At 46.3% G+C, this 25,620-nt stretch carries 26 protein-coding genes and 1 tRNA gene; 17 read left to right on the top strand and 10 right to left on the bottom strand.

What is annotated here, in order from left to right; all coding sequences use genetic code 11:
• Positions 1-5: 5 nt before the first annotated feature.
• Genes hemW through rph form a run of 3 tightly spaced genes read right to left on the bottom strand, consistent with a single transcriptional unit; the run spans position 6 to position 2,546 of the window.
• On the bottom strand, positions 6-1,190 hold the full coding sequence (gene hemW, locus CBI31_RS08215; protein WP_420812077.1) for a radical SAM family heme chaperone HemW: 1,185 nt from the start codon (positions 1,188-1,190) through the stop codon (positions 6-8).
• Positions 1,190-1,780, bottom strand: a complete 591-nt coding sequence (gene rdgB / locus CBI31_RS08210; protein ID WP_088525932.1) for an RdgB/HAM1 family non-canonical purine NTP pyrophosphatase — start codon at positions 1,778-1,780, stop codon at positions 1,190-1,192. Before rdgB ends, hemW begins: the two co-directional genes overlap by 1 nt.
• Positions 1,781-1,814: 34 nt before the next feature.
• Entirely contained in the window at positions 1,815-2,546 is a 732-nt protein-coding gene (rph, locus tag CBI31_RS08205; protein WP_088525931.1) for a ribonuclease PH, read from the bottom strand.
• Positions 2,547-2,600: 54 nt separating this feature from the next.
• On the opposite strand from rph, the gene CBI31_RS08200 reads away from it, so the two are divergent.
• From CBI31_RS08200 to CBI31_RS08185, 4 genes are all read left to right on the top strand, one after another.
• Positions 2,601-3,527, top strand: a complete 927-nt coding sequence (locus CBI31_RS08200; protein WP_088525930.1) for a YicC/YloC family endoribonuclease — start codon at positions 2,601-2,603, stop codon at positions 3,525-3,527.
• A 16-nt stretch (positions 3,528-3,543) separates the two neighbouring features.
• Positions 3,544-4,182, top strand: coding sequence for a guanylate kinase (gmk, locus tag CBI31_RS08195; protein ID WP_088525929.1), 639 nt, complete (start codon positions 3,544-3,546; stop codon positions 4,180-4,182).
• Between the two features lie 45 nt (positions 4,183-4,227).
• Positions 4,228-4,431 (top strand): DNA-directed RNA polymerase subunit omega, encoded by a 204-nt coding sequence (gene rpoZ / locus CBI31_RS08190; RefSeq protein ID WP_088525928.1) that lies wholly within the window; start codon positions 4,228-4,230, stop codon positions 4,429-4,431.
• 84 nt (positions 4,432-4,515) lie between these two features.
• On the top strand, positions 4,516-6,849 hold the full coding sequence (locus tag CBI31_RS08185) for a RelA/SpoT family protein (protein WP_420812078.1): 2,334 nt from the start codon (positions 4,516-4,518) through the stop codon (positions 6,847-6,849).
• A 14-nt stretch (positions 6,850-6,863) separates the two neighbouring features.
• Here CBI31_RS08185 and greB read toward each other — a convergent pair whose 3' ends face one another.
• Entirely contained in the window at positions 6,864-7,364 is a 501-nt protein-coding gene (greB, locus tag CBI31_RS08180; protein ID WP_088525926.1) for a transcription elongation factor GreB, read from the bottom strand.
• An 18-nt stretch (positions 7,365-7,382) separates the two neighbouring features.
• On the opposite strand from greB, the gene CBI31_RS08175 reads away from it, so the two are divergent.
• The 7 genes from CBI31_RS08175 to CBI31_RS08145 all read left to right on the top strand — a co-directional run bounded on the left by CBI31_RS08175 (position 7,383) and on the right by CBI31_RS08145 (position 14,393).
• Positions 7,383-7,459: transfer RNA gene (locus CBI31_RS08175), tRNA-Arg, on the top strand.
• Positions 7,460-7,591: 132 nt separating this feature from the next.
• Positions 7,592-8,755, top strand: a complete 1,164-nt coding sequence (locus CBI31_RS08170) for an ABC transporter permease (protein ID WP_088525925.1) — start codon at positions 7,592-7,594, stop codon at positions 8,753-8,755.
• Positions 8,755-9,531: an ABC transporter ATP-binding protein gene (locus tag CBI31_RS08165; RefSeq protein ID WP_088525924.1), complete on the top strand. Its 777-nt coding sequence runs from the start codon at positions 8,755-8,757 to the stop codon at positions 9,529-9,531. The genes CBI31_RS08170 and CBI31_RS08165 overlap by 1 nt, the downstream gene beginning before the upstream one ends.
• Complete coding sequence (locus CBI31_RS08160; protein WP_088525923.1) at positions 9,528-10,460, top strand: MlaD family protein; 933 nt, start codon at positions 9,528-9,530, stop codon at positions 10,458-10,460. The genes CBI31_RS08165 and CBI31_RS08160 overlap by 4 nt, the downstream gene beginning before the upstream one ends.
• The gene (locus CBI31_RS08155) at positions 10,457-11,083 is read left to right on the top strand and encodes a PqiC family protein (RefSeq protein ID WP_088525922.1); all 627 of its coding nucleotides are present in this window, start codon (positions 10,457-10,459) and stop codon (positions 11,081-11,083) included. Before CBI31_RS08160 ends, CBI31_RS08155 begins: the two co-directional genes overlap by 4 nt.
• 44 nt (positions 11,084-11,127) lie before the next feature.
• Positions 11,128-11,913 (top strand): SDR family oxidoreductase, encoded by a 786-nt coding sequence (locus CBI31_RS08150; RefSeq protein WP_088525921.1) that lies wholly within the window; start codon positions 11,128-11,130, stop codon positions 11,911-11,913.
• Positions 11,910-14,393 (top strand): ABC transporter permease, encoded by a 2,484-nt coding sequence (locus CBI31_RS08145; RefSeq protein WP_088525920.1) that lies wholly within the window; start codon positions 11,910-11,912, stop codon positions 14,391-14,393. Before CBI31_RS08150 ends, CBI31_RS08145 begins: the two co-directional genes overlap by 4 nt.
• On the opposite strand, the gene CBI31_RS08140 is transcribed toward CBI31_RS08145, so the two are convergent.
• The 4 genes from CBI31_RS08140 to CBI31_RS08125 are packed head-to-tail and all read right to left on the bottom strand — an operon-like array spanning position 14,376 to position 16,599.
• Entirely contained in the window at positions 14,376-14,912 is a 537-nt protein-coding gene (locus tag CBI31_RS08140; protein ID WP_088525919.1) for an RDD family protein, read from the bottom strand. The two genes, CBI31_RS08145 and CBI31_RS08140, sit on opposite strands and share 18 nt — an antisense overlap.
• Before the next feature lie 27 nt (positions 14,913-14,939).
• A complete protein-coding gene (locus CBI31_RS08135) occupies positions 14,940-15,557 on the bottom strand; it encodes a DUF3106 domain-containing protein (RefSeq protein WP_088525918.1) in 618 nt (205 codons plus the stop codon).
• Between the two features lie 14 nt (positions 15,558-15,571).
• Positions 15,572-16,033, bottom strand: coding sequence for a DUF3619 family protein (locus CBI31_RS08130; RefSeq protein ID WP_088525917.1), 462 nt, complete (start codon positions 16,031-16,033; stop codon positions 15,572-15,574).
• A complete protein-coding gene (locus CBI31_RS08125) occupies positions 16,030-16,599 on the bottom strand; it encodes an RNA polymerase sigma factor (RefSeq protein WP_088525916.1) in 570 nt (189 codons plus the stop codon). Before CBI31_RS08125 ends, CBI31_RS08130 begins: the two co-directional genes overlap by 4 nt.
• Positions 16,600-16,791: 192 nt before the next feature.
• Between CBI31_RS08125 and CBI31_RS08120 the strand changes: the two genes are divergently transcribed.
• The 6 genes from CBI31_RS08120 (at position 16,792) to CBI31_RS08095 (ending at position 23,502) form a co-directional block, all read left to right on the top strand.
• A complete protein-coding gene (locus tag CBI31_RS08120; RefSeq protein ID WP_088525915.1) occupies positions 16,792-18,579 on the top strand; it encodes an acetolactate synthase 3 catalytic subunit in 1,788 nt (595 codons plus the stop codon).
• Positions 18,579-19,070 carry an acetolactate synthase small subunit gene (gene ilvN / locus CBI31_RS08115; protein WP_088525914.1) on the top strand — a complete coding sequence of 164 codons (492 nt, stop codon included), beginning with the start codon at positions 18,579-18,581 and terminating at the stop codon, positions 19,068-19,070. Before CBI31_RS08120 ends, ilvN begins: the two co-directional genes overlap by 1 nt.
• Positions 19,071-19,126: 56 nt before the next feature.
• Positions 19,127-20,143: a ketol-acid reductoisomerase gene (gene ilvC / locus CBI31_RS08110; protein ID WP_088525913.1), complete on the top strand. Its 1,017-nt coding sequence runs from the start codon at positions 19,127-19,129 to the stop codon at positions 20,141-20,143.
• A 43-nt stretch (positions 20,144-20,186) separates the two neighbouring features.
• Positions 20,187-20,834, top strand: coding sequence for a phosphatidylserine decarboxylase (locus CBI31_RS08105; protein ID WP_088525912.1), 648 nt, complete (start codon positions 20,187-20,189; stop codon positions 20,832-20,834).
• Between the two features lie 27 nt (positions 20,835-20,861).
• Entirely contained in the window at positions 20,862-21,725 is an 864-nt protein-coding gene (pssA, locus tag CBI31_RS08100) for a CDP-diacylglycerol--serine O-phosphatidyltransferase (RefSeq protein ID WP_088525911.1), read from the top strand.
• A 229-nt stretch (positions 21,726-21,954) separates the two neighbouring features.
• Entirely contained in the window at positions 21,955-23,502 is a 1,548-nt protein-coding gene (locus tag CBI31_RS08095; RefSeq protein WP_088525910.1) for a 2-isopropylmalate synthase, read from the top strand.
• A 16-nt stretch (positions 23,503-23,518) separates the two neighbouring features.
• On the opposite strand, the gene CBI31_RS08090 is transcribed toward CBI31_RS08095, so the two are convergent.
• Together CBI31_RS08090 and CBI31_RS08085 are read right to left on the bottom strand one after the other, a co-directional pair.
• Entirely contained in the window at positions 23,519-24,109 is a 591-nt protein-coding gene (locus CBI31_RS08090; protein ID WP_088525909.1) for a lipid-binding SYLF domain-containing protein, read from the bottom strand.
• Positions 24,110-24,147: 38 nt separating this feature from the next.
• Positions 24,148-25,536 (bottom strand): efflux transporter outer membrane subunit, encoded by a 1,389-nt coding sequence (locus CBI31_RS08085; protein WP_161491195.1) that lies wholly within the window; start codon positions 25,534-25,536, stop codon positions 24,148-24,150.
• Positions 25,537-25,620 lie beyond the last annotated feature (84 nt).

Genomic DNA, 25,620 nt, shown 5'->3' with positions numbered 1-25,620 from the left:
GCAAGTTACTCTAAGAACATTTCTTGTAAATTGTTCAAGTAGCGAAGACCCAAAGGGGTTGCTTTGAGTTTGCTCGGGTTCTCATCTAATAAACCTTTTTTACTCGCTGCCTCCAGACCTTTGCTAATCACACTCAAAGGCAGGCCAGTGCGCTCACTGAAGGTATTCGTATCAACGCCATCTGTCAGCCTTAAGGTGTTGAGCATAAATTCAAAGGGAAGATCTTTGGAAGCAATGTCGCGGGACTCAATGAGGGCGTTGCCTTTTGTCTCCATGGCCTGCATATAGGTTTCTGGATGACGCTCGCGAACTTGGCGAGTAATTTTCCCCGGATAAGAAATCTTTCCATGGGCACCAGCACCAATGCCCGTGTAATCGCCAAAGCGCCAGTAGTTCAGGTTGTGCTTACATTCCTGATCTTTCTTGGCATAAGCAGAGACTTCATAACGCTGATAGCCTGCTTTGGTGAGGAGTTCTAAATTTTGCTCAAAGATCGCATCAATCTCATCATCATTGGGTAACTTTGGAGGAAAGTTCGCAAAGTAGGTGTTGGGCTCAAGCGTGAGGTTGTAAAGAGAAAGGTGAGGGGTCTTAAAAGACAGGGCAGTCTCTATATCCGATCTTGCCGCCTCAAGACTTTGATTGGGCAAACCATACATCAGGTCTAAATTAACAGATTTGAAGTAATCCAATGCAATTTGGACTGCACGTTTTGCTTCAGCCCCATTATGAATTCGCCCTAAAGCTTTGAGCTGTGCATCTTGAAAACTCTGAATGCCTAATGAAACCCGATTGATCCCAGCTTTAGCAAAGCCAGCCAATTTATCCGCTTCAACAGATCCAGGATTAGCTTCCATCGTAATCTCTGCGTCTGGCTCTAGATTAACTCTGGCACGTACAGCGCAGAGTAATTGATCCATGCCTGCAGCAGATAAGAGACTAGGTGTGCCGCCGCCAATAAAGATGCTGTGTACTTGGCGCCCCCAAATATTGGGTAACTCAGTTTCAAGGTCGGTAATGAGAGCATTGATATAGCGCTGCTCATCAAAACCACCTGTATGTTTTGTGCCATCTTTAATTTGATGTGAATTAAAGTCGCAATAAGGACATTTCTTTTCACACCACGGAAAGTGAATATACAAAGCCAGAGGTGGTAAGGCTGTCAGCGAAATTTTATTCACCATACTCATTAAACACGAGTCTGTAATTGGCTCATGAGCTCGCGCAGCGCTTGACCGCGATGGCTGATTGAATTCTTTTGGGCAGGATCAAGTTCTGCAGCGGTCAGATTGAGTTCAGGTAAGAAAAAATGCGGGTCATAGCCAAAGCCATTAGTTCCTTTTGCTTCATCCACAATGACGCCATACCAGCTAGATTCAACAATCATGGGATTGGGGTCATCAGCACTATTAACTAGCACCAGAGCACAAACATAATGCGCGCTGCGATCAGATTGATTGTTTAATTCAGAGATGAGTTTTCGATTATTGGCGAGATCATTGGCAGGCTCACCAGCATAGCGAGCAGAGTGCACTCCAGGTCTGCCGTCTAAAGCATGAGCGCAAATACCAGAGTCATCTGCTAAGGCAGGTAAACCACTGGCGCTACTCGCATGACGTGCTTTAGCAAGCGCATTCTCTACAAAGGTGTGATGAGGTTCCTCAGCCGCAGGTATGCCTAAGACTCCTTGTGGAATGACTTCAAAATTCAATGGCGCCAAGAGCGCCTGAAATTCTTTCACTTTCCCAGCATTGTTGGAGGCGAGAACGAGCTTATGCATTAACTAATAAATATGAATTATTACCAAGCAATAGTTACTTCAATGCTTCTATTTGTAGCTGGCTTAGTTCCCGAATGCCTTGTTCAGCTAAGTCGAGAAGGGCATTGAGTTCAGTTCTGGAAAATGCTGGGCCTTCTGCAGTGCCTTGAACTTCAATCATGCCGCCTTTGCCGGTCATGACCACATTCATATCTGTATCGCAAGAGGAGTCTTCTGGATAGTCTAGATCTAATACGGGAGTGCCTTGATAAATGCCAACCGAAATAGCGGCAACGCTATCTATGATCGGGTCTTGAGTCAGAGCTCCACTTTTGAGTAAGTGATTGACTGCATCTCGCGCAGCAACATAAGCTCCAGTAATCGAAGCAGTACGTGTGCCACCATCGGCTTGCAAGACATCACAATCTAAATGAATCGTGCGCTCACCCAAAATTTCTAGATTGAAGATGCTGCGCATTGCGCGACCAATCAGACGCTGAATTTCTTGGGTGCGACCAGATTGTTTACCTCGCGCCGCTTCTCGATCACTACGGGTATGAGTAGAGCGGGGCAGCATGCCATATTCAGCAGTAACCCAGCCTTCACCTGAGCCTCTTTTATGTGGTGGCACCTTATCTAGAATGCTGGCAGTACACAGCACCTTGGTATCCCCAAAGGCGATCAGGACGGAGCCTTCAGCATGCTTAGTAAAGGCCCTGGAAATCGTGACAGGGCGCAGGTCTTTTGGCTTGCGGCCGCTTGGACGGGTGATAGATTGGGTGCTCATCAAATTTTGCCTAAAGGTTTGGGTTGGAACAAATAAAGAATCTACAATGTCCCTATGATATCGAGCATGACTGGTTATGGCAGCGCTTCTCGCCAAGTATCCCTAGGGGCTGGCGTAGTTGCTGATCTGCAGGTGGAATGTCGGGCTGTTAACAGCCGCTTTCTGGATTTAGGATTTCGTCTTCCAGACGAATGCCGTGGGGCAGAGCCCGTCTTACGGGAGTTGGTGACTCAGAGCCTTTCTCGGGGAAAAGTCGAATTTAGAGCAGCCTGGCGGATTAATAGCAGTAGCGGAGCTGCCAAAGCCAACCCCCAAGCCCTGGGAGCATTAAATCAAGATCGCTTAGATGCGCTTAAAATCTTTCAATCCCAGGTGCAAAAAACCTTTGCCAATGCTCGAGAGCTCAGTATTTCTGATGTACTCCGCTGGCCAGGGGTTGTTTCTGAGCCGCGCGGCGAGGAAGAGGGTTGGATCGCCGCTACTGTCGAGGCTGGTAAAGCAGCCTTAACGGTTTTAACCGAAAGCCGAAATGCCGAAGGCAAGGCTTTGGTTGGCGTTCTCACCAATATCACAGGCAAGATGCGTGCGATCGTGAAAACGATTGAACCAAAAGTTCCAGAGTATGTGGCTCAGTACCAAGCAAAACTTACCGAACGTTTATCAGAGGCTTTAGCAGTTCAAGAGCAAGCCAAGTCCGGCACAGAGCTGATGGAGCGTATTCGTCAAGAGGTTGTGCTCTATGCAGTGCGTATTGATGTCGCAGAAGAATTTGCTCGCTTAAAAACACATCTACAAGCAGTTGACACTGCTCTGGCTGGCAAAGGCCCTGTTGGTAAGCGTTTGGATTTCTTAATGCAAGAGCTCAATCGTGAGGCTAATACCTTAAGTTCCAAGTCTGTTTCCGAAGAGTGCACCCAGGCCGCCCTGGAACTCAAACTCTTGATAGAGCAAATGCGCGAACAAGTACAAAACTTAGAGTAATCCGTACAATTGAATCATGACTAAGGCAAACCCAACTCCAGCATATCAAGGCAGCATGTTGATGATTGTTGCGCCATCTGGTGCAGGTAAATCTTCTTTGGTTGATGCGCTGCTGCAAGCGGATGCGGGATTGACTCTCTCTTTATCAACTACAACACGATCACCTAGGTCGGGTGAAGTGGATGGCAAAAATTATCGCTTTGTTTCCAAAGAAGAATTCCTTCGCGAGAAAGAACAAGGTCACTTTTTGGAATGGGCAGAAGTGCATGGTCATTTTTATGGGACCTCTAAACCTTGGATTGAATCACAAATGCAAGCGGGTAGCGATGTCGTGCTTGAGATCGATTGGCAAGGGGCGCAACAGATTCGCAAGCTCATTCCCTCCGCTCAGTGGATCTTCATTTTTCCCCCTTCAATTGAAGCTTTAGAGGAGCGCCTTCGTAAGCGCGGGCAGGATGATGAAGCCACTATTGCAAGGCGTTTAGCTGCGGCACACGTCGAGCTGCTGCACGCCCATGAGGCTGACTATATTGTGGTGAATGACTCTTTCGATCAGGCTCTGGTTGATCTTAAGCATATTTTGGCAGCCAGCCGCCTGCGTTCTGGGCCTGCTATGGCCAGAAATCCAGCCCTTTTAAGACGCCTCGGGGTCTAATCAGTTATCCTATGGGTATTGAAGCTAAAGTTAAGTGAGTTCAGCATGGCCCGTATCACTGTAGAAGATTGTCTTAAAACCATCCCAAATCGTTTTGAACTGGTTTTGGCTGCGACTTATCGCGCTCGCCAATTAGTTCAAGGTCACTCCCCACGTGTCGAGTCCAAAGATAAAGCAACGGTAGTTGCGCTGCGTGAAGTTGCAGCTGGTGTGACCGACCGTGACATGCTGACCAAAGTACCTTTGTAATTTAGGAGTTCCGGTGTGGAGCTCCCTCTAGGTACAGCAAAAACATCGGAATTAGTAGGAGGGGTCTCGCCCATTGAATCCTCGATGGGGGCTATCCAAACTGAGTTATTAAATACATCCTCAGATATACCCAAGTACATTCATCAAACCAGCAGTTCACAATCTGTTTTGGCGTCATTGCTAGCGCAATCGAGTCGTCATTTATTCGGGCCAACCTCTGCACCCAGTAAGCCCTTAAAACATCAAGTCGTTTCAATTGAGAATTTACTCTCGAAACTGACTTACTTAAAGCCTGATGAAGTTGTACAAATTAAAAAAGCGTTTCAGTTTGCAGATACTGCTCACTTAGGCCAATACCGCCATAGTGGTGAGCCTTATATTACCCATCCAGTTGCTGTAGCAGAACTCTGCGCTACTTGGCGTTTGGATGCGTCATCCATCATGGCTGCTTTATTGCACGATGTGATTGAAGATACTGGGTCTACCAATGCTGACTTAGTAGAAAAGTTTGGCACTAAGATTGCTGAATTGGTAGAAGGTCTAACCAAGCTCGATAAATTAGAGTTCCAGAGCCATGCAGAAGCGCAAGCGGAGAGCTTTCGTAAAATGTTTATGGCCATGGCGCGTGATGTACGTGTCATCTTAGTCAAGCTGGCTGATCGTACACACAATATGCGCACTCTGGATGCAGTTCCCATGGAGAAGCGCCGCAGGGTTGCTGCAGAAACGATTGAAATTTATGCGCCGATTGCACACCGCTTAGGCTTAAATATTATTTATCGCGACTTACAAGACCTGAGCTTTCGTTATTCCATGCCAATGCGCTTTCGGGTGATTGAGGCATCGGTCAAAAGGGCACGTGGCAATCGTAAGGAAATGATTGAAAAGATTTTGCAAACCTCGCGCTTAGCGTTTGCAAAAGTCAATCTCGAAGTGGATCTGCGTGGTCGTGAGAAAACACTCTATAGTATCTATAACAAAATGCGTATTAAGCACGTGAGTTTTTCTCAGGTTTTGGATGTGTATGCCTTTCGCGTTACGGTACAAAGTATTGATGCTTGCTATCGTGCACTTGGGATCTTGCATTCTCTCTACAAGCCCATGCCTGGCAAGTTCAAAGATTACATCGCCATTCCTAAGCTAAATGGCTATCAATCACTCCATACAACGCTATTAGGCCCATCAGGCGTACCAGTAGAGTTTCAGATTCGTACGGCGGATATGCATGCGGTAGCCGAGGCTGGCGTTGCGGCACACTGGGCCTATAAAGATGGCTCACCGGATATGAGTGAAGTGCAAAACCGCGCTCATCAGTGGTTGCAATCTCTGATTGATATACAAGATAGCAGTGGCGATTCACAAGAATTTCTGGAGCACGTCAAGATTGATTTGTTCCCTGATGCAGTTTATGTTTTTACTCCTAAAGGGCAAATTAGAGCACTTCCGAGAGGGGCTACTGCGCTTGACTTTGCCTATTCCATTCACAGCGATCTTGGAAATACTTGCGTTGCAGTCAAGATTAATGGCTTGCAGCTGCCATTGCGCAGCGAGCTAAAGAACGGCGACATTGTTGAGGTGGTCACTTCAGCCAGCTCACAGCCCAACCCTGGTTGGTTAGTCTTTGTGCGTACCGGTAAAGCCCGCGCATCGATACGACATTCTTTAAAAACTAAGCATTATTCTGAATCATTACAGCTAGGTGAGCGTCTCTTAGCAAATAGCCTTCGTCAGCAAGGTGTTGATGCAGCGCTTCTGACTGCAGAGCTTTGGGAAAAACTCATTCATTGGACGGGTGATAAAACCCGCGAAGAAGCCTGTGTGAATATTGCTTTAGGTCGTAGGTCACCACAAGAGTTAGCCATTCGCCTTAAGATATTGATTGACGATGAAGGCGGCAGTGATCAGATGCGCTTAGGTGCATTAGATTGGATAGCGGCTACCTCAGAAGCGCACCACCATCAGCGTCAGGCTATTTTGGTTGATGGCCGTGAAGGAAACTCTATTCACTTTCAGACTTGTTGTCATCCAATACCAGGCGATAACATCATTGGCTACCTCGGTAAGGGTGAGGGTTTACAAGTTCATACGAATGACTGCCCAGTTGCGCTACGCATGCTCTCAAAAGATGGCGATAAGTGGGTAGAGGTAGAGTGGGGTAAAGAAGTTCATCGTGAGTTTGAAGTAGATTTAGCGATTGACACTCGCCAAGGCAAAGGGGTGCTTGCACGGGTTGCCAGCAGTGTCACCTCTGCGGATTCAAACATCATGAATGTATCGATGGAAGATCGCTACAAGGAAGATTCAGTCACCATTCGTTTTACGATCCAGGTATACGATCGCTTGCATTTATCAAAAGTGATGCGTAGTCTGCGCACCAATCACGATGTCATGCGAGTAACTCGTACCCGAGCAGTTTAAAGTTTGCAAACTGCCTAGAGATACTCGACTGCGAGTATTTCAATCTCAGAAGGACCCGTGGGTGTTTGGATCACAACACTATCTCCCAGCCTTGCTTTAATTAATGCCTTAGCAATCGGTGATACCCAGCTCACATGATTTTTTTCAAGGTCAACCTCTTCGACCCCAACAATGGTGACCACCGTTTCTTTTCCAGCTTCCGATCCCTCCAGTGGGGAGTAGGTCACTGTAGCTCCAAAGAAGACTTGTTCAGCATCCGAATCTCCATTTTTTCGGGCTGAATTATCGACAACTACGGCAAATTCCAGACGTTTATTGAGAAAGCGTATACGGCGATCAATCTCCCGTAGGCGTTTCTTGCCGTAGATATAGTCCCCGTTTTCTGAGCGGTCGCCGTTTGAGGCTGCCCAATGAACCACCTGGACAATTTCAGGCCGATCCACGTTTAGAAGCTTGAGAAGCTCGGCTTTGATGCGTTCGTGGCCAGGGGGCGTAATGTAGTTTTTCTCTTCCATGGCATAATTATGGCTGTTGCGGCTGTAGCTCAGCTGGATAGAGTACTTGGCTACGAACCAAGGGGTCGTGGGTTCAATTCCTGCCAGCCGCACCATCTCATTGAGGGCCTAGTTGAAAAACTGGGCCCTTTTCATATTCATCAAGCCATCACCAGCATCCCTTATAGTTGGGATAAGATCATTTCAAGTTCTGCTAAATAACCCTAATAAAACCCTTTTTGCTGACAATGCCCACCAAAATAGACAGCCCCAGCGCTGATACTTCCATTGCGAAGTGGGTAGCGGTCGACTCGGCTACAGCAAAAATTGTGATTACTGGCAAAGTGGATGTCTATTCACTGGCAAATACATGGACCCAAATACGGTCTGCGCAAGACGAGTGGCTAAAGAAAGCAGGAAGCCATTCCTTAACATTTGATGCTTCTGGTATTTCTTCATTGGATGGTTCAGGCATTGCTTTTTTAATTGACCTAGAAGAGGCCCAGAAAAAAGCTGGCGGCACATTTTCAGTAGTAGGATTAGATTCCCGATATCAGCCGTTGCTAAAAGAATTTGATCCCATCTCAAATTTATTCCCAGTTCCCGTAGTCAGCCCCAAAAGAGGTTTTGTAGTTAGCACTGGAATGGCGGCGCAAAATTTAATCGATGATGCAAAAGGCTTAACCACATTTACCGGACATCTGTCTGCAGATTTGATTTGGTCAGTGCGCAATGTCAAACAAGTGCGTTGGAGCGATTTTGTTAATGCAGCTGTTCAGGCGGGTATTGCTGCCTTACCCATTGTTGGTCTGGTGTCCTTCTTAATTGGCGTCATCTTATCTTTTCAAGCAGCTATTGGTATGAAACAGTTCGGCGCCGTTTCTTTTGTTGGTCCTATAGCGGCCCTCGGTATTGTGCGTGAGATGGGGCCTCTCGTCACGGCTATCTTGCTTGCTGGTCGCTCATCAGCAGCATTTGCTGCTGAGATTGGTACGATGACCGTGAATAGTGAAGTCGATGCTTTAGTGAGCGGTGGCCTAAGCCCAATTCGCTTCTTGGTAGTGCCTCGCGTCCTCGCCGGAATTTTGGTCATGCCGGTGTTAACTTTGTATGCTGACATCGTGAGCATTTTCGCCTCGATGATCACCATGCTGGCATACGACATTCCATTCATTAATTTTTGGAACGGGATGCTGCAGATAGTCACGATTGAAGATATTGGCTCTGGGCTGATCAAGGCCACCTTATTTGGTGTTGTAATTTCTGCCGTTGGATGTTTACGCGGTATGCAAACGGGCACTGGTGCGGCGGCAGTGGGTATATCAGCTACGCGTGCAGTTGTGAGTAGTATTGTCTTGATCGTCCTGGTAGACGGTGTCTTTGCTTATATTTCTTATAAGACAGGGTTCTGATGAGCGCAATAAACAATACCGGCCCTGCGATTGAGGTACAAAACCTGACGGTAGGCTATGGCTCAACCGTACTGATGCAGAACCTTAATTTCACGGTGAATAATGGTGAAATATTTGTGATCTTGGGTGGTTCTGGTTGCGGTAAATCGAGTTTGCTAAAAAATCTCTTTGGCTTGTATCAACCTTTAGCCGGCGATGTGCTGATAGAGGGCCAAAACATTACAAGGGCGCAGGGGGCTGATCGTCAAAGAATTATGACCAGCTTTGGGGTGATGTATCAGCAGGGTGCCTTATTTGGCTCTATGAATCTGTTAGATAACGTGACATTATTTATGCAGGAATACACCCAACTTACCGATGATCAGATGAATCTGCTGGCTCGTTGTAAGCTTGATCTCGTTGGCTTATTACCTTACGAGTCTTACATGCCTAGTGAAATTAGCGGCGGTATGCAAAAGCGTGCAGCCATTGCCAGGGCTATGGCCTTAGATCCAAAAATTCTCTTCTTAGATGAGCCTTCAGCTGGTTTAGACCCCATTACTTCTGCTGATTTAGATAGCACTATTCAAGACTTATCTAGAAATTTAGGTATTACTTTCGTGATTGTGTCGCATGAGCTGGCTAGTATTTATGCAATAGCAGATAAAGTCATTATGTTAGACAAGGGCGCCAAAGGCATGATCGCCGAGGGCGACCCAAAGGTGTTGAGGGATACCAGCAAAGATCCTCGAGTACATCAATTTTTTAATCGCATTATGAGTAAGGACGCAGCATGAGCAATAACTCAAATCCTAATTATTTCCGTCTCGGTGTGTTTGTGCTCGCTGCAATCGGAGTTTTGGTTGCCGTCATTCTCATATTCGGTTCCGGGCAACTCTTTAAGAAATCCTTTATGGTGGAAACCTACCTAAAGCAATCAGTTACCGGATTGGATACTGGGGCTGCAGTGCGCTTTAGGGGTGTAAAGATTGGTCAAGTCACTTTGGTTGGGCTCTCTGGTGATATCTACGAGAAAGATGTTCCATTTGAGAAACGTCTTCAGTACGTAGTAATTCGTATGCAAATCTTTGGTGACAAGGTAACTGAGGACCAAATTGCAGAGTTTGCTAAAAATAATTTACGCGCCCGTGTCAGGTCGATGGGTATTACAGGCGTTAATTATGTTGAGTTTGATTTCTCGAATGCGCCTTCTGACTATAGTCCGCTCTCCTATAGCTGGAAGCCGGCAGACCCTGTTATTCCATCCCTCCCAAATCAAGCTGACGAAATTATTTCTGGAATGCAAAAATTTGTTTCTACGCTAAATCATGCAGACTTTGAAGGCACTCAGAAAAAGTTCGACTCACTATTAGTTAATCTAAATACACTGATGGCAGGTGATGGTAAGGGTAACGAAGGCCTTGTCCGGTCTGTTCAATCCTTAAACGTCATCATCGAGCGGATTGCTAAAGTGACCGATAAGGATGAGCTCAATATTTTGATGCGTGAATTGATTGGCACAATTGTGTCATTGCGTCAAACTGTGGCGAGTATTCAGGGGGATACAGGTGCGACGATTGAAAATCTCAAGCAAACTACTGAGAATCTCAATGAATTTAGTCGTATAGCTAGCCAATCTCCATCGAGCTTGATATGGGGTGAGCCTCCACCGAAAATAGTGCTACCAATGAATGGCACGCAAGGACAATCTGGAGTCCAAAAATGATGAAGCGCATTCTGATAACTGCCCTAGTCTTGAGCCTATTTGCCTGCTCACTACCAACCCGCGCCCCCGTGACTCCAGCCAGTTATATGGTCAATCCTGAGCGCAGCGGTCCACCTCTAAAGAATCGCACAAGCTATTGGCTGAAGATTGGCCCTGTTTCTGTAGCTGCACCATACGATGGGAGATCTTTGGTGTATCGCTTAGGCGATACGCGTTTTGAAAAAGATTTTTATAATGTCTATACAGCGCTACCTGCCGAAATGGTTTCAAATGCGGAGCGCCAATGGATTAATCAGTCAGGCATTTTCTCTGCGGCTGTAGGGCAGAGCAATACCTTCTTTCCGTATTACACCTTACAAGCTAGCGTTAATGAATTCTATGGAGACTACCGAGTGCGACCAGAAGCAGTAGTCAGTATGGAGTTTTTCCTGACCGTAGAAAATGGTGGAAAGGTCAACCCTATGATTGGTAGTAATCGCTATACCAAGCGGATTGCTCTAAAAGACAATACGCCCACGGCATTAGTCTTGGGTCAGCAGCAGGCTCTTGCTGAGATCTTGAAGGAATATGAGGTTCAGCTAGACAAATATGCCGCTAATCTGCCTAAGCCCTTAGGGCATTAAGATTAAGATAAGCGGTATCTATTAATAGCAGTTTAGGAGATGGTATGGATTTAGGAATCAAAGGCAAAGTCGCATTAGTTATGGCATCTAGCCGTGGTTTAGGTCAAGCAATGGCAGTCTCGTTGGCGCGTGAGGGCGTCAAGGTTGCTGTTACTGGTCGAAGTGCAGAGGGCTTACAAAAATCAGTTGAACTGATACAGGCTGCTGGTGGTACAGCCCTAGCACTGAGCTGGGATCTCTCTGATGCATCCGTGATTGATAGCTTGGTTTCAAAGATAGAAAAAGAGCTTGGCCCAATTGATATCTTGATCAACAATACCGGTGGACCGCCACCAACGCCCGCTGCTGGACAAGATCCTGCGCTTTGGCAAAAAAGCTTTAACGATATGGTTCTATCCCTCATTGCGATTACTGATCGTGTTTTACCTGGTATGCGCCAGCGTCAATGGGGCCGAATTATTACTAGCACCACCTCAGGCGCCATTGCCCCGATTAAAAATTTAGCTATCTCTAATACCTTGCGTGCTGCTTTGCTAGCGTGGTCTAAAACATTGGCTGCAGAAGTGGCTCACGAAGGCATTACTGTGAACATCATCATGCCTGGGCGTGTCGCAACGGATCGCTTGCGTCAATTAGATGAGGCCAGAGCAAAGCGCGAAAGTACTTCCTATGAAGAGGTTGTGAAATTAAGTTTGAAACAGATTCCGATGGGTCGCTATGGCGATCCTCAAGAGTATGGCGATGCTGCTGCCTTTTTAGCCAGTCAGAACGCATCCTTTATTACTGGTACTGTCATGCGCGTAGATGGCGGCCAGACACAGGCAATTTGAACAATTCATTAGTGAGCTTCCTACGGGGTTTAAAGCAGGAGCTGCGTTCTCATGAGCTAGCCTGGTTATTTGTAGCGCTCACACTTTCAGTAACTGCTTTATCTAGCGTCAGCTTCTTAGCTGACCGGATGCAAAGGGCGTTTCAGTTTGACGCTCGCCAATTGCTGGCCTCTGATGTGCTGATTGCAGCAGATCAACCCTTGCCAGAGCTTTTTCTGATGGAGGCTCAAAGTAGAGGGCTGCAAGTTGCGCAAACGATAGTGTTCCCCAGCATGGCAACTGTTGGGACGCGCAGTAAGTTAGCCTCTTTGAAAGCAGTCAGTTCACTGTACCCCTTGCGGGGCGCATTGCAGGTTCAGTCCAGTAATGCCACTTTGAAGTCAGGGCCACCAACAGGATCCGTTTGGGTTGATCCAGTGATGTTAGCCAGTTTGCAAGCAAAGCTAGGCGATCAAATGAGCCTAGGACAGAAGACTTTTCTTATTGCCGGTGTACTTGAGCGTGAAATTGATCGTGGCGCAGGTTTTATGAACTTTGCTCCTCGCGTCATGATGTCGTTAGATGATTTGCCAGCAACGGGTTTGATTGGTCTTGGTAGTAGGGTGACCTATCGATTACTTCTTGCCGGGACTGACGAGCAGATTCAGTCATATGAGAAGTGGGTAAAGGCCTATATCGATTCTGAAGGCCTACGCGGTTTGCGGATTGAGACCTTAGAAAACGCCCAACCTGTGATGCGAAAGACTCTAGAGCGAGCTGAGCGCTTCCTATCCTTAATAGCGGTCTTAACGGCAATGGTTGCTGCCGTAGCGATTGCCTTGTCAGCACGGCGTTATTCACTGAAACAAGCCGACAGCTGCGCTGTCCTCAAATGCTTTGGGGCTACTTCAGCCATCATTTTAAAAAAACAAATCACCACGATTCTCAGTTTAGGGATCTTTGCTGCGGCCTTAGGTTCAGCTTTTGGATATGTGGTGCAATTGGCGCTGACTTTCTTATTGGGCAATTTGATTTTGACAAGCTTGCCTAGTGTGTCAATCTGGCCGATTGTATGGAGCTCTCTCTTTGCTTGGTTCTTACTCATTGGCTTTGCCGGTCCGCCACTATTTGCATTGGTTCAGGTTTCACCGATACGGCTGATTCGTAAAGAATTTGAAGGCATCAATCGTTCTTCTATTTGGGTTGCTATCTGTGGCTTAGGCACCGCCGCGACTTTAATTGCGCTGGCTGCAAAAGATTGGAGGCTAGCATTTTGGGCAGGGCTGAGTTTTGGTAGCGCAATTATTGTTATTTCTGGAATTTCTTGGCTAGTATTAAAACTTCTCGCCAGAATTCAGACCAAGAATTTCGCTATTCGTTTTGCAATCACCCTACAAAGTAGACGCTCTGGCTATGCGGTCATGCAAATTACCTCGCTAGGTATTGCCTTAATGGCGCTATTGATGATCTTGCTATTGCGGCAAGATCTGCTCAACACATGGCAGGGCAATATCCCAGCAGATGCTCCTAATCGTTTCATGATTAACGTGCAGGGTGAGCAAAAAGAAGACATTACGAAGTCGCTCGTGAATGCTGGCGTGTCAACACCAGATTTTTATCCGATGGTACGAGGACGTTTGATTGCAATCAATGAGCGCAATATTTCTCCTAATGACTTCTTGGAGGATAACGCCAAGCGCTTAGTGGATCGAGAATTTAATCTCTCGTATACCGATCAGTTGCCGCCAGGCAACCGCATCACTGAGGGTAAATGGATCACAGGTAGTAGCCCACAAATCTCCATGGAAATTGGCATCGCTAAAAACTTAAAGCTCAAGATGGGCGATCAAGTCACTTTTGAGGTGGCAGGCGAGAAAATTACTGCCCCTATTACTTCGCTGCGCAAATTGGACTGGGGGTCCATGCGGGTTAATTTCTTTGTGATTATGCCGCCCGGCCAATTAAGCGCCTTGCCACATTCTTGGATTACTTCCTACTATCAAGCCCCGGAGCAAGAAGCTCTTGATTTTCAGGTAAGTCAAGCTTATCCCAACCTCACGGTCGTCGATGTATCAGCTTCTTTGAAGCAGATACAAGATGTCTTAAATAAACTCTCTGCCGCATTGGGCTTATTGTTTGCATTTACGATTGCTGCAGCAGTATTAGTTCTCATCGCTGCAATTTCTGCCACTCAAGATGAGCGCTTTAGAAATGCCGCATTATTAAAGGCAATAGGGGCATCGCGTAAAACATTGGCGAGTATTGCTCGCGTAGAGCTACTAGTCATTGGTTTAGTTGCTGGCACCTTAGCTGGGCTTGCAGCTGGAGCCGCTGCTTGGGCGCTAGGGCGCTATGTCATGGAGATTGAATTCAATGCCTTTGCACAGGCGCTCTTCATGGGAATTGTTTTTGGTGTCATTGCCTGCCTGGCTGCAGGTTATCGCTTTGGACACAAAATTCAGGGCGCTACTGCGATTGAATGCCTAAGAGAGAGTTACTGAGTTTTTAGGCAATTCTACGAGGCGGGTGCCTGCAAACCGATCACTTAAAGCCTGACGTTGCATTGGGTCTTTGCGGTCTAAATAAATCGTGAGAGGCCAAAAAAAGAGGGCTACTGCAAAGAGCATTTCAATAATGTGCCATTCCTCTAAATGAAAAGCCCACTGTAATAGAACGCAAGGAATGACCCAGAGAGAGCCATAGAGGTAGCGCAATAAAGCTTGACGCCTTTTAAGAGTGTGACCCTGTTGATCAATCATACGAATACGCCAGGTTTGCATCGCCAACGTTTGTCCGGAATTTGTCCAATACCAAACAAAGTAAAGTCCTAAGACGGCATAGAGATATAAAAAGCTTAGCCAGCTTGGTAAAGAGACTCCGAACAAAACACCTAGAGCAAGATTGGGGACTAAAAAGGTCAGGGCAATCACTCCCAACAGCACAAGTTGCTCATATAAGCAGCATGAAACACGGCGCCAAAATTGTGGAGAGGGTAATACGCTGAGTTCAGCAGGAGTCATAGCGCTGCTTTAGGATAAATTGAAAATCTAATTGTTAGATGAACCGCTTTCGGGAGCGGGAGGAGCTTCTGCAGTTGGGATGCTTCTGGGATTTGGTGTAGGTGGTGGTGGAGTGCCACTGAGATTAACTGTATGTTGTTGCAGTGTAGGTGCGTTGATGACGCTAGGCTTTTTCTTAGTTTGTACATCAGCTAACTTTTTCTTTTGCTCATCACTGAGTTTTTGATAAGCAGTCCAAGCCTCTGCTTTTTTCTCGGCAGGGAACTTCAAGCTGCTTAAATAATTTTCACGGGCAATACGACGCTCTTTCTGAGAAAGCTTTGACCAGCTAGCCATGCGTGATTGCAAACGTTGTTGATCTTGCTCGCTCATCTTGGGGTAGATATTAACTACCTGCATCCATTTCTTGCGGCTATCGGGAGGCATGTAATCCCAATCACTTTCCAGTGGAGCCAGAATTTGTTGTTGCGAAGGCTTTAAGCTTTCCCATGTACCATCCGGTTTTTTTGCTGGAATAGCGGCAGTCTTCCCATGGGCAGCAGTTGGCGCAGATTGCGCTACGGCACTAGAAATGCCTAAACCCAACACGCACATCACCAATGCTGCAGAAGCACCAGCAATGAATGACCTCGGTATACGTAACATCTAATGTTGTGGAATTATTTGCTTTGCACTGAGTCTGTAGCATCATTGCCAGAGTCAGATAGAGGGCCATTTTTAAGGAAGGCCAAGAAGCCACCATCTGCATAAGCGTCTGGCGGGACGTCATCTGACAAGAGTGCTGCATCTACTTCGGCGATATCGTTAATACGTGAATCATCTTGCCACTGGGCAATTCCAATAAGTCCAAAAACTAAGACCACTAGCGGGGCTATCCAGCCTACGGTGTCCCACATTCCATTTGATCCAATATTCCAGTTGCCGGAAATGCCAGCCAAAGCTGGTTTTTGAGCCAGCACTTTTTCTGCTTTTCTGACTGAAAGTGCCTTCATGCGGGCAGCATGGAGGCGGTCTTTAATGCCAGCAGACAGATTCTGCGTACTCTGGCTCAGCAGGGCAGCGCTAGCGCGACCAAATTGGTCTGCTTGGGTCTCGGTAAGTTGGTCATTAAGGTGTTTCACAGGGTAATTCCTTTTAATTTCAATGCTTTAGCTAGGGTTTGTGTGGCTCTAGAACAATGGGTTTTGACGCTTCCTTCACTACAACTCATTGCTTTAGCGGTCTCAGTAATACTTAGCTCATCCCAATAACGCATCAGGAAGGCTTCTCGTTGACGTACAGGTAATTTAGCAATTTCTGACTCCAAGGCCTGTAAAAGCTGACTCTGTTCGAGCTTTCGTGCCCCATCTTGGTGAATGTCACTGTCATCTGGAGCTGAAAGTGACTCTAAAGGGTCAAAATCATCATTGTCATCGGCTTTCTTACCCATGTTTGAAAACAGGGTGACCCAGGTATTTCGGACCTTTTGACGCCGAAACCAGTCATGGATGCGGTTTTGCAAGATTCTAGTGAATACGAGGGGAAGTTCAGCGGCGGGCCTATCACCGTATTTTTCTGCCAACTTGATCATGGCGTCTTGAACAATGTCTAAGGCAGCGTCTTCATCACGGACGGCATAGATCGCTTGCTTAAAAGCGCGCTTCTCAATACTACTCAGAAAATCGGATAGTTCTTGGGCTGATGCCATGCGATGAATTAGACCTGAAGCAGTAAGAATTGGGCTATTTTAGGGGATTGCTATAGAATATAAGGCTTACTACCTAGATTCTCATTTACGAAGTGGTTTTTCCGGTAGCAGCGCCGTTCGAACTCGGGCCATAAGCAAGGGATAGAACAGACCAAACAATTTTTTGCCGAAAATTGCAAAGGACGAAAGAAAATGAATACAAGCAGCGCCGAATTTTTAGCCACAAAAGCTAATAAAGACTCAGCAAATCCAAATACCGTAGCAGCACCTCCAGAAATGATTGGTGCAGAGATGCTAGTGCAAGCTTTGCACAAAGAAGGGGTTGAATACGTTTGGGGTTACCCAGGCGGCTCCGTTCTGTTTATCTACGACGAAATTTTTAAACAAGACAAGTTCGAACATATTCTGGTTCGCCATGAGCAAGCAGCAGTTCATGCCGCCGATGGTTATGCGCGCGCATCCGGTAAGGTTGGCGTTGCACTAGTCACATCTGGCCCAGGAGTAACCAATGCGGTTACTGGCATTGCAACTGCTTATACCGACTCGATCCCCATGGTGATCATCAGCGGTAATGTACCAACCTATGCCATCGGTGAAGATGCATTCCAAGAAGCTGATACGGTTGGTATTACACGCCCCATTGTTAAACACAACTTCTTGGTAAAAGATGTTAAAGATTTACCTTTGGTGTTGAAGAAAGCCTTTCATATTGCTCAGACTGGTCGTCCAGGTCCAGTATTGATCGACATCCCAAAAGATGTCTCTGCAGCTAAGGGCCCCTTCGTTTATCCAGAAACTTTGGAGATGCGCTCCTATAACCCAGTAGTGAAGGGGCATAGCGGTCAAATCCGTAAAGCAATCACTTTGCTACAAGAGGCACAGCGTCCCTACATCTATACCGGTGGCGGCGTGATTCTGGCTGACGCAGCGCCAGAGCTTAAAGAGTTTGCTGATCTACTTGGCTATCCAGTTACTAATACCTTGATGGGGCTTGGTGGATTCCCGGGAAGTAGTCCGCAATTTGTAGGCATGCTTGGTATGCACGGCACCTATGAAGCCAATATGGCAATGCAACACAGTGATGTGTTGATTGCGATTGGTGCGCGTTTTGACGACCGCGTGATTGGTAACACCGTTCACTTTGCAAGTCATCCACGCAAAATCATTCATATCGATATCGATCCTTCTGTGATTTCTAAGCGCGTGAAGGTCGATGTTCCCATTGTTGGTAATCTCAAAGAGGTGCTGCAGGAAATGACTGCGCAACTGAAGGCTGCTGGCCCACGTAAAAACGGTGAGAAGGTTGCCGCGTGGTGGGAGCAGATCAATGAGTGGCGTAAAAAAGATTGCTTAAAGTATGACGAAGCTTCACAGATCGTGAAGCCGCAATATGTTGTACAAAAGCTGTATGAGCTCACCGGTGGCGATGCCTTCATCACCTCTGATGTAGGCCAACATCAAATGTGGGCTGCACAGTTCTACAAGTTTGATAAGCCTCGTCGTTGGATTAACTCTGGTGGTCTTGGCACTATGGGCGTAGGCTTGCCTTATGCCATGGGTATTAAGAAGGCATTTCCAGACAAGGATGTTTTCACCATCACTGGTGAAGGCTCTATTCAGATGTGTATTCAAGAGCTTTCTACTTGCAAGCAATATGACACACCAGTGAAGATTGTTTCATTGAATAACCGTTACCTAGGTATGGTTCGTCAATGGCAGGAGCTTACCTATAACAAGCGCTATTCCAGTTCATACATGGATTCTTTGCCAGACTTTGTGAAGTTGGCAGAAGCCTATGGTCACGTTGGCATGCTGATTGAGAAGAAGTCAGATGTCGAGGGCGCTCTTAAGGAAGCCATCAGATTGAAAGATCGCACTGTGTTTATGGACTTCCAAACCGACCCAGAAGAAAACGTTTGGCCAATGGTTCAAGCGGGTAAAGGAATCACTGAAATGCTTTTGGGTAGTGAGGATCTTTAATGCGACACATTATTTCCATTCTGATTGAGAATGAGCCAGGTGCATTGTCACGAGTAGTGGGTTTGTTCTCCGCTCGTGGTTACAACATTGAGGCCTTAAGTGTCGCTCCTACCGAAGACTCTTCTTTGTCCCGCATGACCATTGTCACCTTCGGGTCTGATGATGTGATCGAGCAAATTACCAAGCATTTAAATCGCTTAGTTGAAGTGGTGAAGGTATTTGATCTAAGTGAAGGCCCACATATCGAGCGTGAGCTCATGATGATTAAGGTTCGTGCTGTTGGTAAAGAGCGCGAAGAGCTTAAGCGCACAACCGATATTTTCCGCGGCCGCATTATTGATGTAACAGATAAGAGCTACACCATTGAATTAACAGGTGATGGCGCTAAGTTAGATGCCTTCATTGATTCAATCGATCGTGCATCCATTCTAGAAACAGTTCGCTCAGGCGGTTCTGGTATCGGACGTGGTGAGCGCATTCTCAAGGTTTAATTTTTTAACTGATGTATTAAGTAATACACCTATATTTTTCAACACAAGGAAATAGCATGAAAGTTTTTTACGATAAAGACGCTGATTTATCCCTCGTTAAGGGTAAAAAAGTCACCATCATTGGTTACGGTTCACAAGGCCATGCACACGCATTGAACCTAAAAGACTCAGGCGTGAACGTCACTGTTGGTTTGCGCAAAGGTGGCGCATCTTGGAGCAAGGCTGCTAATGCTGGCTTGACAGTAAAAGAAGTTGCTGATGCAGTGAAAGATGCGGACATTGTCATGATGCTATTGCCTGATGAGCAAATTGGCGATGTATATGCCAAAGAAGTGCATGCCAATATCAAGCAGGGCGCTGCACTTGCTTTTGCCCATGGCTTTAACATTCACTATGGTCAAGTTCAGCCACGCGCTGATTTAGATGTAATCATGATTGCTCCTAAGGCTCCTGGGCATACTGTCCGTGGTACTTATTCACAGGGCGGCGGCGTTCCTCATTTGATCGCTGTCTATCAAGATAAATCTGGCTCTGCCCGTGATGTTGCCTTGTCCTATGCAACTGCTAACGGTGGCGGTCGTGCTGGCATCATTGAAACAAACTTCCGTGAAGAAACTGAAACTGACTTGTTCGGTGAACAAGCTGTTCTTTGTGGTGGCGCAGTTGATCTAATTAAAACTGGCTTTGAAGTATTGGTTGAAGCTGGTTATGCCCCAGAAATGGCTTACTTCGAGTGCTTGCATGAGCTCAAGTTAATTGTTGACTTGATCTACGAAGGCGGTATCGCAAACATGAACTACTCCATCTCCAATAATGCTGAGTATGGTGAGTATGTGACAGGCCCACGTATTGTGACTGCAGAAACCAAGAATGCAATGCGTCAGTGCTTAAAAGATATTCAGACTGGTGAGTATGCAAAGAGCTTCATCTTAGAAAACAAAGCAGGCGCTCCAACCTTAATGTCTCGTCGTCGCTTGAATGCTGAGCATGAAATTGAAATTGTTGGCGCTAAGTTGCGTGCGATGATGCCTTGGATTGCTAAGAACAAATTAGTAGACCAAACAAAGAACTAAGCATTCCAATAATCGTAGCTCCATAAAAAGGCTTAGAACAAAGATGATGTATCCACATCCCATTATTGCAAAAGAAGGTTGGCCGTATTTAGCGCTAGTGGGAGTCGTGACTTTATTAGTCCACTTTCTAGGTGGTATTGCATGGTCATGGCCACTTTGGATTATTTTTATCTTTGTTCTACAGTTTTTCCGCGATCCGCAGCGTATTCCCGCAATTGGCCGTGACCTAGTTTTATCTCCAGCTGATGGTCGGATTGTTGTAGTAGAAAAAGCCAACGATCCTTATGCTGGTCGTGAAGCGCTCAAGATTAGCGTCTTCATGAACGTATTTAACGTGCACTCCAATCGCAGCGCTGTTAATGGTTTAGTCAAAGAGGTTCAGTATTTTGCTGGCAAGTTTGTGAATGCAGATTTGGATAAGGCCTCTACTGAGAATGAGCGTAACGCGGTTGTGATTGATGCCAATGGTCAGATAGTGACTTTGGTTCAGGTGGCTGGTTTAATTGCGCGCCGAATTCTTTGCTACATCCATGTGGGCGATCGCTTAAAGGCAGGTGAGCGCTATGGCTTTATTCGCTTTGGTTCACGGGTGGATGTTTATTTGCCTCTCACTGCTGAGCCGTTAGTCAGTGTTGGCGATAAAGTATTTGCTACCAATACGGCTTTGGCTCGTTTGCCAGGTCTCGATTAATTCGATCACTCTTTTACTAGGACTATCTTGCCAACATTTCGCCGTCGTGGACGCATCGATCGTAGTCGACTAAACCACTCCCGCTCAGATCGCACGCCAAATGACTGGGCGGATGAAGTTGGTGATGGCGTTGATTACGAAGTAGAAGAGCTACATCCTCCAAAACCTCGTTTACGTAGCAAGGGAATTTATTTACTTCCTAATGCATTCACTACTGCGGCCTTGTTTTGTGGTTTCTTTGCGATTGTGAATGCGATGAACCATCAGTTTGAAGTTGCAGCGATTGCGATCTTTGCCTCTTTGGTGTTGGATGGCATGGATGGCCGAGTAGCTCGTATGACCAATACCCAAAGTGCTTTTGGTGAGCAATATGATTCACTGGCTGATATGGTGTCATTTGGCGTAGCGCCAGCTCTAGTCGCTTATGAGTGGGCTTTAAAAGATTTAGGTAAATGGGGTTGGTTAGCTGCATTTACTTATTGTGCTGGGGCTGCTTTGCGCTTGGCACGCTTCAATGTGAATACTGGGGTCGTTGATAAGAAATTCTTTCAAGGTTTGCCAAGTCCAGCAGCTGGCGCCTTAATGGCTGGATTTATTTGGCTTGCTGATGACAACAAGATTCCAGTGCGCGATACTGCGATTCCCTGGGTTACCTTCTTTATTGCGGTCTATGCTGGCCTAACCATGGTCTCTAATGCCCGTTTTTATAGTGGCAAAGCCTTAGATGTCCGCTACCGTGTCCCATTTGGCGTGATGGTCTTGATGATTTTGACCTTCGTATTAATCTCCTCTAATCCGCCCTTGACCTTATTCGGTGTTTTTGTCGTGTATTCCATCTCTGGCTATGTGATTTGGGCCTGGGAGCACCTTAGCGGTAAGCGTTTTAGCTAATTTCAGAATTTTCGGGTATATTAATTCCATGTTGATCAATTTCTCACCTTTAACAGGTCTCCTTCTGCTAGCACTAATCCTAAAGCTTGGGGCGGGTAAGGCCTGAGTTGATGAGATCAGAATAATTCATTAACCACCAGATACCAGCCCCAGCTAATTGCTGGGGTTTTTGTTTTTCAGATTCAAATTGAGCAATTATTATTAGCGTATTCCAAACCGGAGAGTAGTGATGAGCGATAAAGTAATCATTTTTGACACCACCTTGCGTGATGGTGAGCAATCCCCTGGCGCCTCAATGACCAAGGATGAAAAGGTTCGCATTGCCCGTCAATTAGAGCGTCTCAAGGTTGATGTGATTGAAGCGGGCTTTGCTGCCAGCTCCGAAGGTGACTTTCAGGCGATCTCTGCGGTAGCCGCAGCCATCAAAGACTCTATCGTCTGCTCCTTGGCAAGAGCCAATGAAAACGATATTACCCGTGCGTCAGATGCCTTGAGGGCTGCTAAAGCCAAACGTATCCATGCATTCTTGGCAACCAGCCCATTGCATATGGCAGTCAAATTGCGAATGTCTCCGGAAGAGGTCTTGGAGCAATCGAAGCGCTCCATTCGCTTTGCCCGAAATTTGGCTGATGATATTGAGTTCTCCGCAGAAGATGGTTATCGCTCAGAGATGGATTTCTTGTGCAGAGTGGTAGAAGGCGTTATTAATGAGGGTGCTACCACTATCAATATTCCGGATACCGTAGGTTATGCGACTCCAGAGTTGTATGGTGAATTTATTAAAACCTTACGTACACGCGTGCCAAATTCAGATAAGGCTGTTTGGTCTGTGCATTGCCATAACGACTTGGGTATGGCGGTTGCGAATTCCTTGGCAGGCGTAAAGATAGGCGGAGCTCGTCAGATCGAGTGCACCATCAATGGCTTAGGGGAGCGCGCTGGCAATACAGCCTTAGAAGAGATTGTGATGTCCTTGCGAACCCGTAAGGATTATTTTGATATGGTGTGCGGCATCGATGCCAGTCAAATTGTTCCGGCATCTAAATTGGTTTCTCAAATTACAGGCTTTGTAGTACAGCCTAATAAGGCAGTAGTAGGTGCCAATGCTTTTGCTCATGCCTCTGGTATTCACCAGGATGGTATTTTGAAGAATCGTGAGACCTATGAAATTATGCGTGCAGAAGATGTGGGCTGGTCTACTAACAAGATTGTTTTGGGTAAGTTATCGGGCCGCAATGCATTTAAGCAACGCTTGCAAGAATTAGGCATCACGGTTGAAGCTGAAAAGGAGCTCAACGAAGCATTTGCTCGTTTCAAAGCCTTGGCTGATCAAAAGTCAGAGATCTTCGATGAAGACATCATTGCCATCATGTCTGATTCCGCGGCTGCAGAAGCGGGTGAGCATTATCACTTTATCTCTATGAGCCAGCATTCTGAAACAGGTGAGCGTCCTAAATCACGCGTTACCTTCCGGATGGGGGATAAAGAGGTGAGCTCTGAGGCTGAAGGTAACGGACCGGTAGATGCCAGCTTAAATGCCATCGAAGAGATTGCTAAGAGCGGGGCAGAGCAATTGCTCTATTCAGTCAATGCCATTACCTCAGGCACCCAATCTCAAGGTGAAGTCACGGTACGTTTGGCTAAAGGTGGTCGCATTGTGAATGGTGTTGGTACAGATCCAGACATCATTGCTGCCTCTGCTAAGGCTTATTTATCAGCTTTAAATAAGTTGCATGATCCAAGCCAAGCAAAACTCAATGCACAGATGACGCCTTAATGATCCTCAAAGACGCTTACTTATTTAAGTCGGTGTCTTTGTAGTATTTGGTGCCCTTGCCGGTGATTTCAGCGGCAAGGCCTGTATCGGTGAGTTGGTACATCAGTACACCGGGTGCTACAACAGTAGCGTCTTGGTAAGAAGTACCATTTTTATCATATTTAGCTGCGGCAGTTACTTGCCCACCAAAAGTCCACCCAGAATTGACAAAGTCATTTAAGGCAGCTTCAGTTTGGAATATAAAAATATTCTGAAAGGATTTAATTCCGAGGCCAACCCCTGCCTGAACTTCTGCCATATTCATATAGATGGGCTTTCCTCCTACTTTGTTAATGACAACACCGCTTCCGGTGCCGCCACCAGCAATCAAAATCTTCATACCAAAGTTGCTAAAGCTTGCATAGCCAACCGATTTATCGATCACTTCTTTTGCTTTTGGTTGAACCTTATAAAGATGCTTCAAGATCTCGTCATTCTTTTTAAGAATATCTTCCTTTTGCTGGGCAACTGTCTTGCTGCTGCCAAACGGATTTGAGAATTGTGCGTAAGAATTTAATGGCGCAAGAAGGGCGCAGACGATGGCGCTAATTAAAAGAGTCTTTTTCATATTCAGTAATCGAGGTTGATTGAGGTGCTATTGAAGTTTTATTCAGCAGAGCCACCCAAGGCTAAATAGAGATTGATGCGCTGTGATAGCGCATCAACTTGACCTTGGTGCCAATTGATATCCGTGACATTGGTTTTGATCCGCTGCTGATGAATTTGGCGTTGATCAATTCTTCCAATCTGAAATTCTGCCTCAGTATTTTTCATCACGCGCTGTTGTTCACTAAGTTGTGCCTGTATTTGACCTGTTTTTTCCCGCCAGGATGCCTCGCCACTCAAGGCATTTTCAACATCATTGAAAGCAGCTAATACAACCTTGCCGTAATTGGCCATAGCAGCTTGAGCCTCGGCATTTTGATAGGCAATTTGTGCTTCAATAGCGCCGCCTTGAAATAGCGGAAGGGCAACATTGGCGCCAACACCAAAGCTGGTACTAGCACCATTAATTAAGGTAAAGATCTGGCTATTGATATAACCATATCCAGCCGTGAGGCTAATCTTTGGAAGACGAGCTAATCGTTTTTCATCGGCAAGGTAAAAAGCGCTATTGACCCTAGCCTCTGCGGCAAGCAAATCAGGACGACGTTCCAGTAAATCTGCCGGTAAACCAGGCTCAACTGGTTTTGGTAGGGCGGGTAAGCTAGTGGTTTTGAGTAGCTCTGCCTTTGGATAGCGGCCAAGTAAAACTTCAACAGCGCGCAAGGCTTGATCTCTTGCTGTTGCAGCATTGAGGGCCAGCTCTTGTGCTTGAGCGGCATTCACCTTGGCGATTGCCACATCATTGCTTGAAGATGCGCCAATTTTTTCTCGTACTTGCGTCAAGTCTGCAATTTTTTGAGAGGCTTGCGCATTGTCCTTAGCTAGCTGCGCTTGCTCTTGGAGACTGCGTGCTAGCCAAACTGATTTAGCCAGCGTGGCAATTAAAGAGAGGCGCGCTGCATCTTGATCGGCATTGATTGCTTTAGCATTTTGTTCTGCTCTAGCAACTGCGGTTCGGACTCGACCCCAGAGATCTAATTCCCAATTGGCGCCAATATAAAAACCCGTTAAGCCAGTTCCACTAGAGCCTACTTTGCCTCCTGAATTACCAATGGCGCTAACCCCTGGATATTGGGCTCCACCTGCAGCATTAATGAGGGCTTCTGATTGGAGGCGCCTTGCAGCAATAACCCGAATGCTGGGATTATTTTTCAAGGCCTCAATCACTAAGGCATTGAGTTCTGGATCGTTGAATTGCTTTAACCAAGCATCATCAACAGGGGCAACATCTTTGTCGCCGACTTTAACTGCTTGAAACTGCCCTGGAATAGTCGTGTTTGATAATGATTTATCTACTAGCTCTTTATTTTTCTGCAATGGGCTAATCGTGCACGCACTTAATGCGATAGCCCCCAATAAATAGAGCGCAGCTTGATGAAACGCGTTCATACCGGATTTATGCATCTCTATTTTTAATGTAATTTCGGAATGATGTAATTGAGCTTAGTGCTAATCCGTAACATCACCTTGCGG

Source organism: Polynucleobacter campilacus, from assembly GCF_002206625.1.
GTDB lineage: Bacteria > Pseudomonadota > Gammaproteobacteria > Burkholderiales > Burkholderiaceae > Polynucleobacter > Polynucleobacter campilacus.
This window is presented reverse-complemented; position numbering and strand designations above follow the sequence as displayed.

Excerpts from the sequence above, each read along its gene's own strand:
- CBI31_RS08160 (WP_088525923.1), top strand. The coding sequence starts at position 9,528 with ATGAGCAATAACTCAAATCCTAATTATTTCCGTCTCGGTGTGTTTGTG.
- rdgB (WP_088525932.1), bottom strand. The coding sequence starts at position 1,780 with ATGCATAAGCTCGTTCTCGCCTCCAACAATGCTGGGAAAGTGAAAGAA.
- rpoZ (WP_088525928.1), top strand. The coding sequence starts at position 4,228 with ATGGCCCGTATCACTGTAGAAGATTGTCTTAAAACCATCCCAAATCGT.
- CBI31_RS08105 (WP_088525912.1), top strand. The coding sequence starts at position 20,187 with ATGATGTATCCACATCCCATTATTGCAAAAGAAGGTTGGCCGTATTTA.
- ilvC (WP_088525913.1), top strand. The coding sequence starts at position 19,127 with ATGAAAGTTTTTTACGATAAAGACGCTGATTTATCCCTCGTTAAGGGT.
- CBI31_RS08120 (WP_088525915.1), top strand. The coding sequence starts at position 16,792 with ATGAATACAAGCAGCGCCGAATTTTTAGCCACAAAAGCTAATAAAGAC.
- CBI31_RS08140 (WP_088525919.1), bottom strand. The coding sequence starts at position 14,912 with ATGACTCCTGCTGAACTCAGCGTATTACCCTCTCCACAATTTTGGCGC.
- CBI31_RS08165 (WP_088525924.1), top strand. The coding sequence starts at position 8,755 with ATGAGCGCAATAAACAATACCGGCCCTGCGATTGAGGTACAAAACCTG.
- CBI31_RS08090 (WP_088525909.1), bottom strand. The coding sequence starts at position 24,109 with ATGAAAAAGACTCTTTTAATTAGCGCCATCGTCTGCGCCCTTCTTGCG.
- CBI31_RS08095 (WP_088525910.1), top strand. The coding sequence starts at position 21,955 with ATGAGCGATAAAGTAATCATTTTTGACACCACCTTGCGTGATGGTGAG.
- rph (WP_088525931.1), bottom strand. The coding sequence starts at position 2,546 with ATGAGCACCCAATCTATCACCCGTCCAAGCGGCCGCAAGCCAAAAGAC.
- CBI31_RS08185 (WP_420812078.1), top strand. The coding sequence starts at position 4,516 with ATGGGGGCTATCCAAACTGAGTTATTAAATACATCCTCAGATATACCC.
- CBI31_RS08085 (WP_161491195.1), bottom strand. The coding sequence starts at position 25,536 with ATGAACGCGTTTCATCAAGCTGCGCTCTATTTATTGGGGGCTATCGCA.
- CBI31_RS08150 (WP_088525921.1), top strand. The coding sequence starts at position 11,128 with ATGGATTTAGGAATCAAAGGCAAAGTCGCATTAGTTATGGCATCTAGC.
- hemW (WP_420812077.1), bottom strand. The coding sequence starts at position 1,190 with ATGAGTATGGTGAATAAAATTTCGCTGACAGCCTTACCACCTCTGGCT.
- gmk (WP_088525929.1), top strand. The coding sequence starts at position 3,544 with ATGACTAAGGCAAACCCAACTCCAGCATATCAAGGCAGCATGTTGATG.
- CBI31_RS08170 (WP_088525925.1), top strand. The coding sequence starts at position 7,592 with ATGCCCACCAAAATAGACAGCCCCAGCGCTGATACTTCCATTGCGAAG.
- CBI31_RS08155 (WP_088525922.1), top strand. The coding sequence starts at position 10,457 with ATGATGAAGCGCATTCTGATAACTGCCCTAGTCTTGAGCCTATTTGCC.
- CBI31_RS08125 (WP_088525916.1), bottom strand. The coding sequence starts at position 16,599 with ATGGCATCAGCCCAAGAACTATCCGATTTTCTGAGTAGTATTGAGAAG.
- CBI31_RS08200 (WP_088525930.1), top strand. The coding sequence starts at position 2,601 with ATGATATCGAGCATGACTGGTTATGGCAGCGCTTCTCGCCAAGTATCC.
- ilvN (WP_088525914.1), top strand. The coding sequence starts at position 18,579 with ATGCGACACATTATTTCCATTCTGATTGAGAATGAGCCAGGTGCATTG.
- greB (WP_088525926.1), bottom strand. The coding sequence starts at position 7,364 with ATGGAAGAGAAAAACTACATTACGCCCCCTGGCCACGAACGCATCAAA.
- CBI31_RS08135 (WP_088525918.1), bottom strand. The coding sequence starts at position 15,557 with ATGTTACGTATACCGAGGTCATTCATTGCTGGTGCTTCTGCAGCATTG.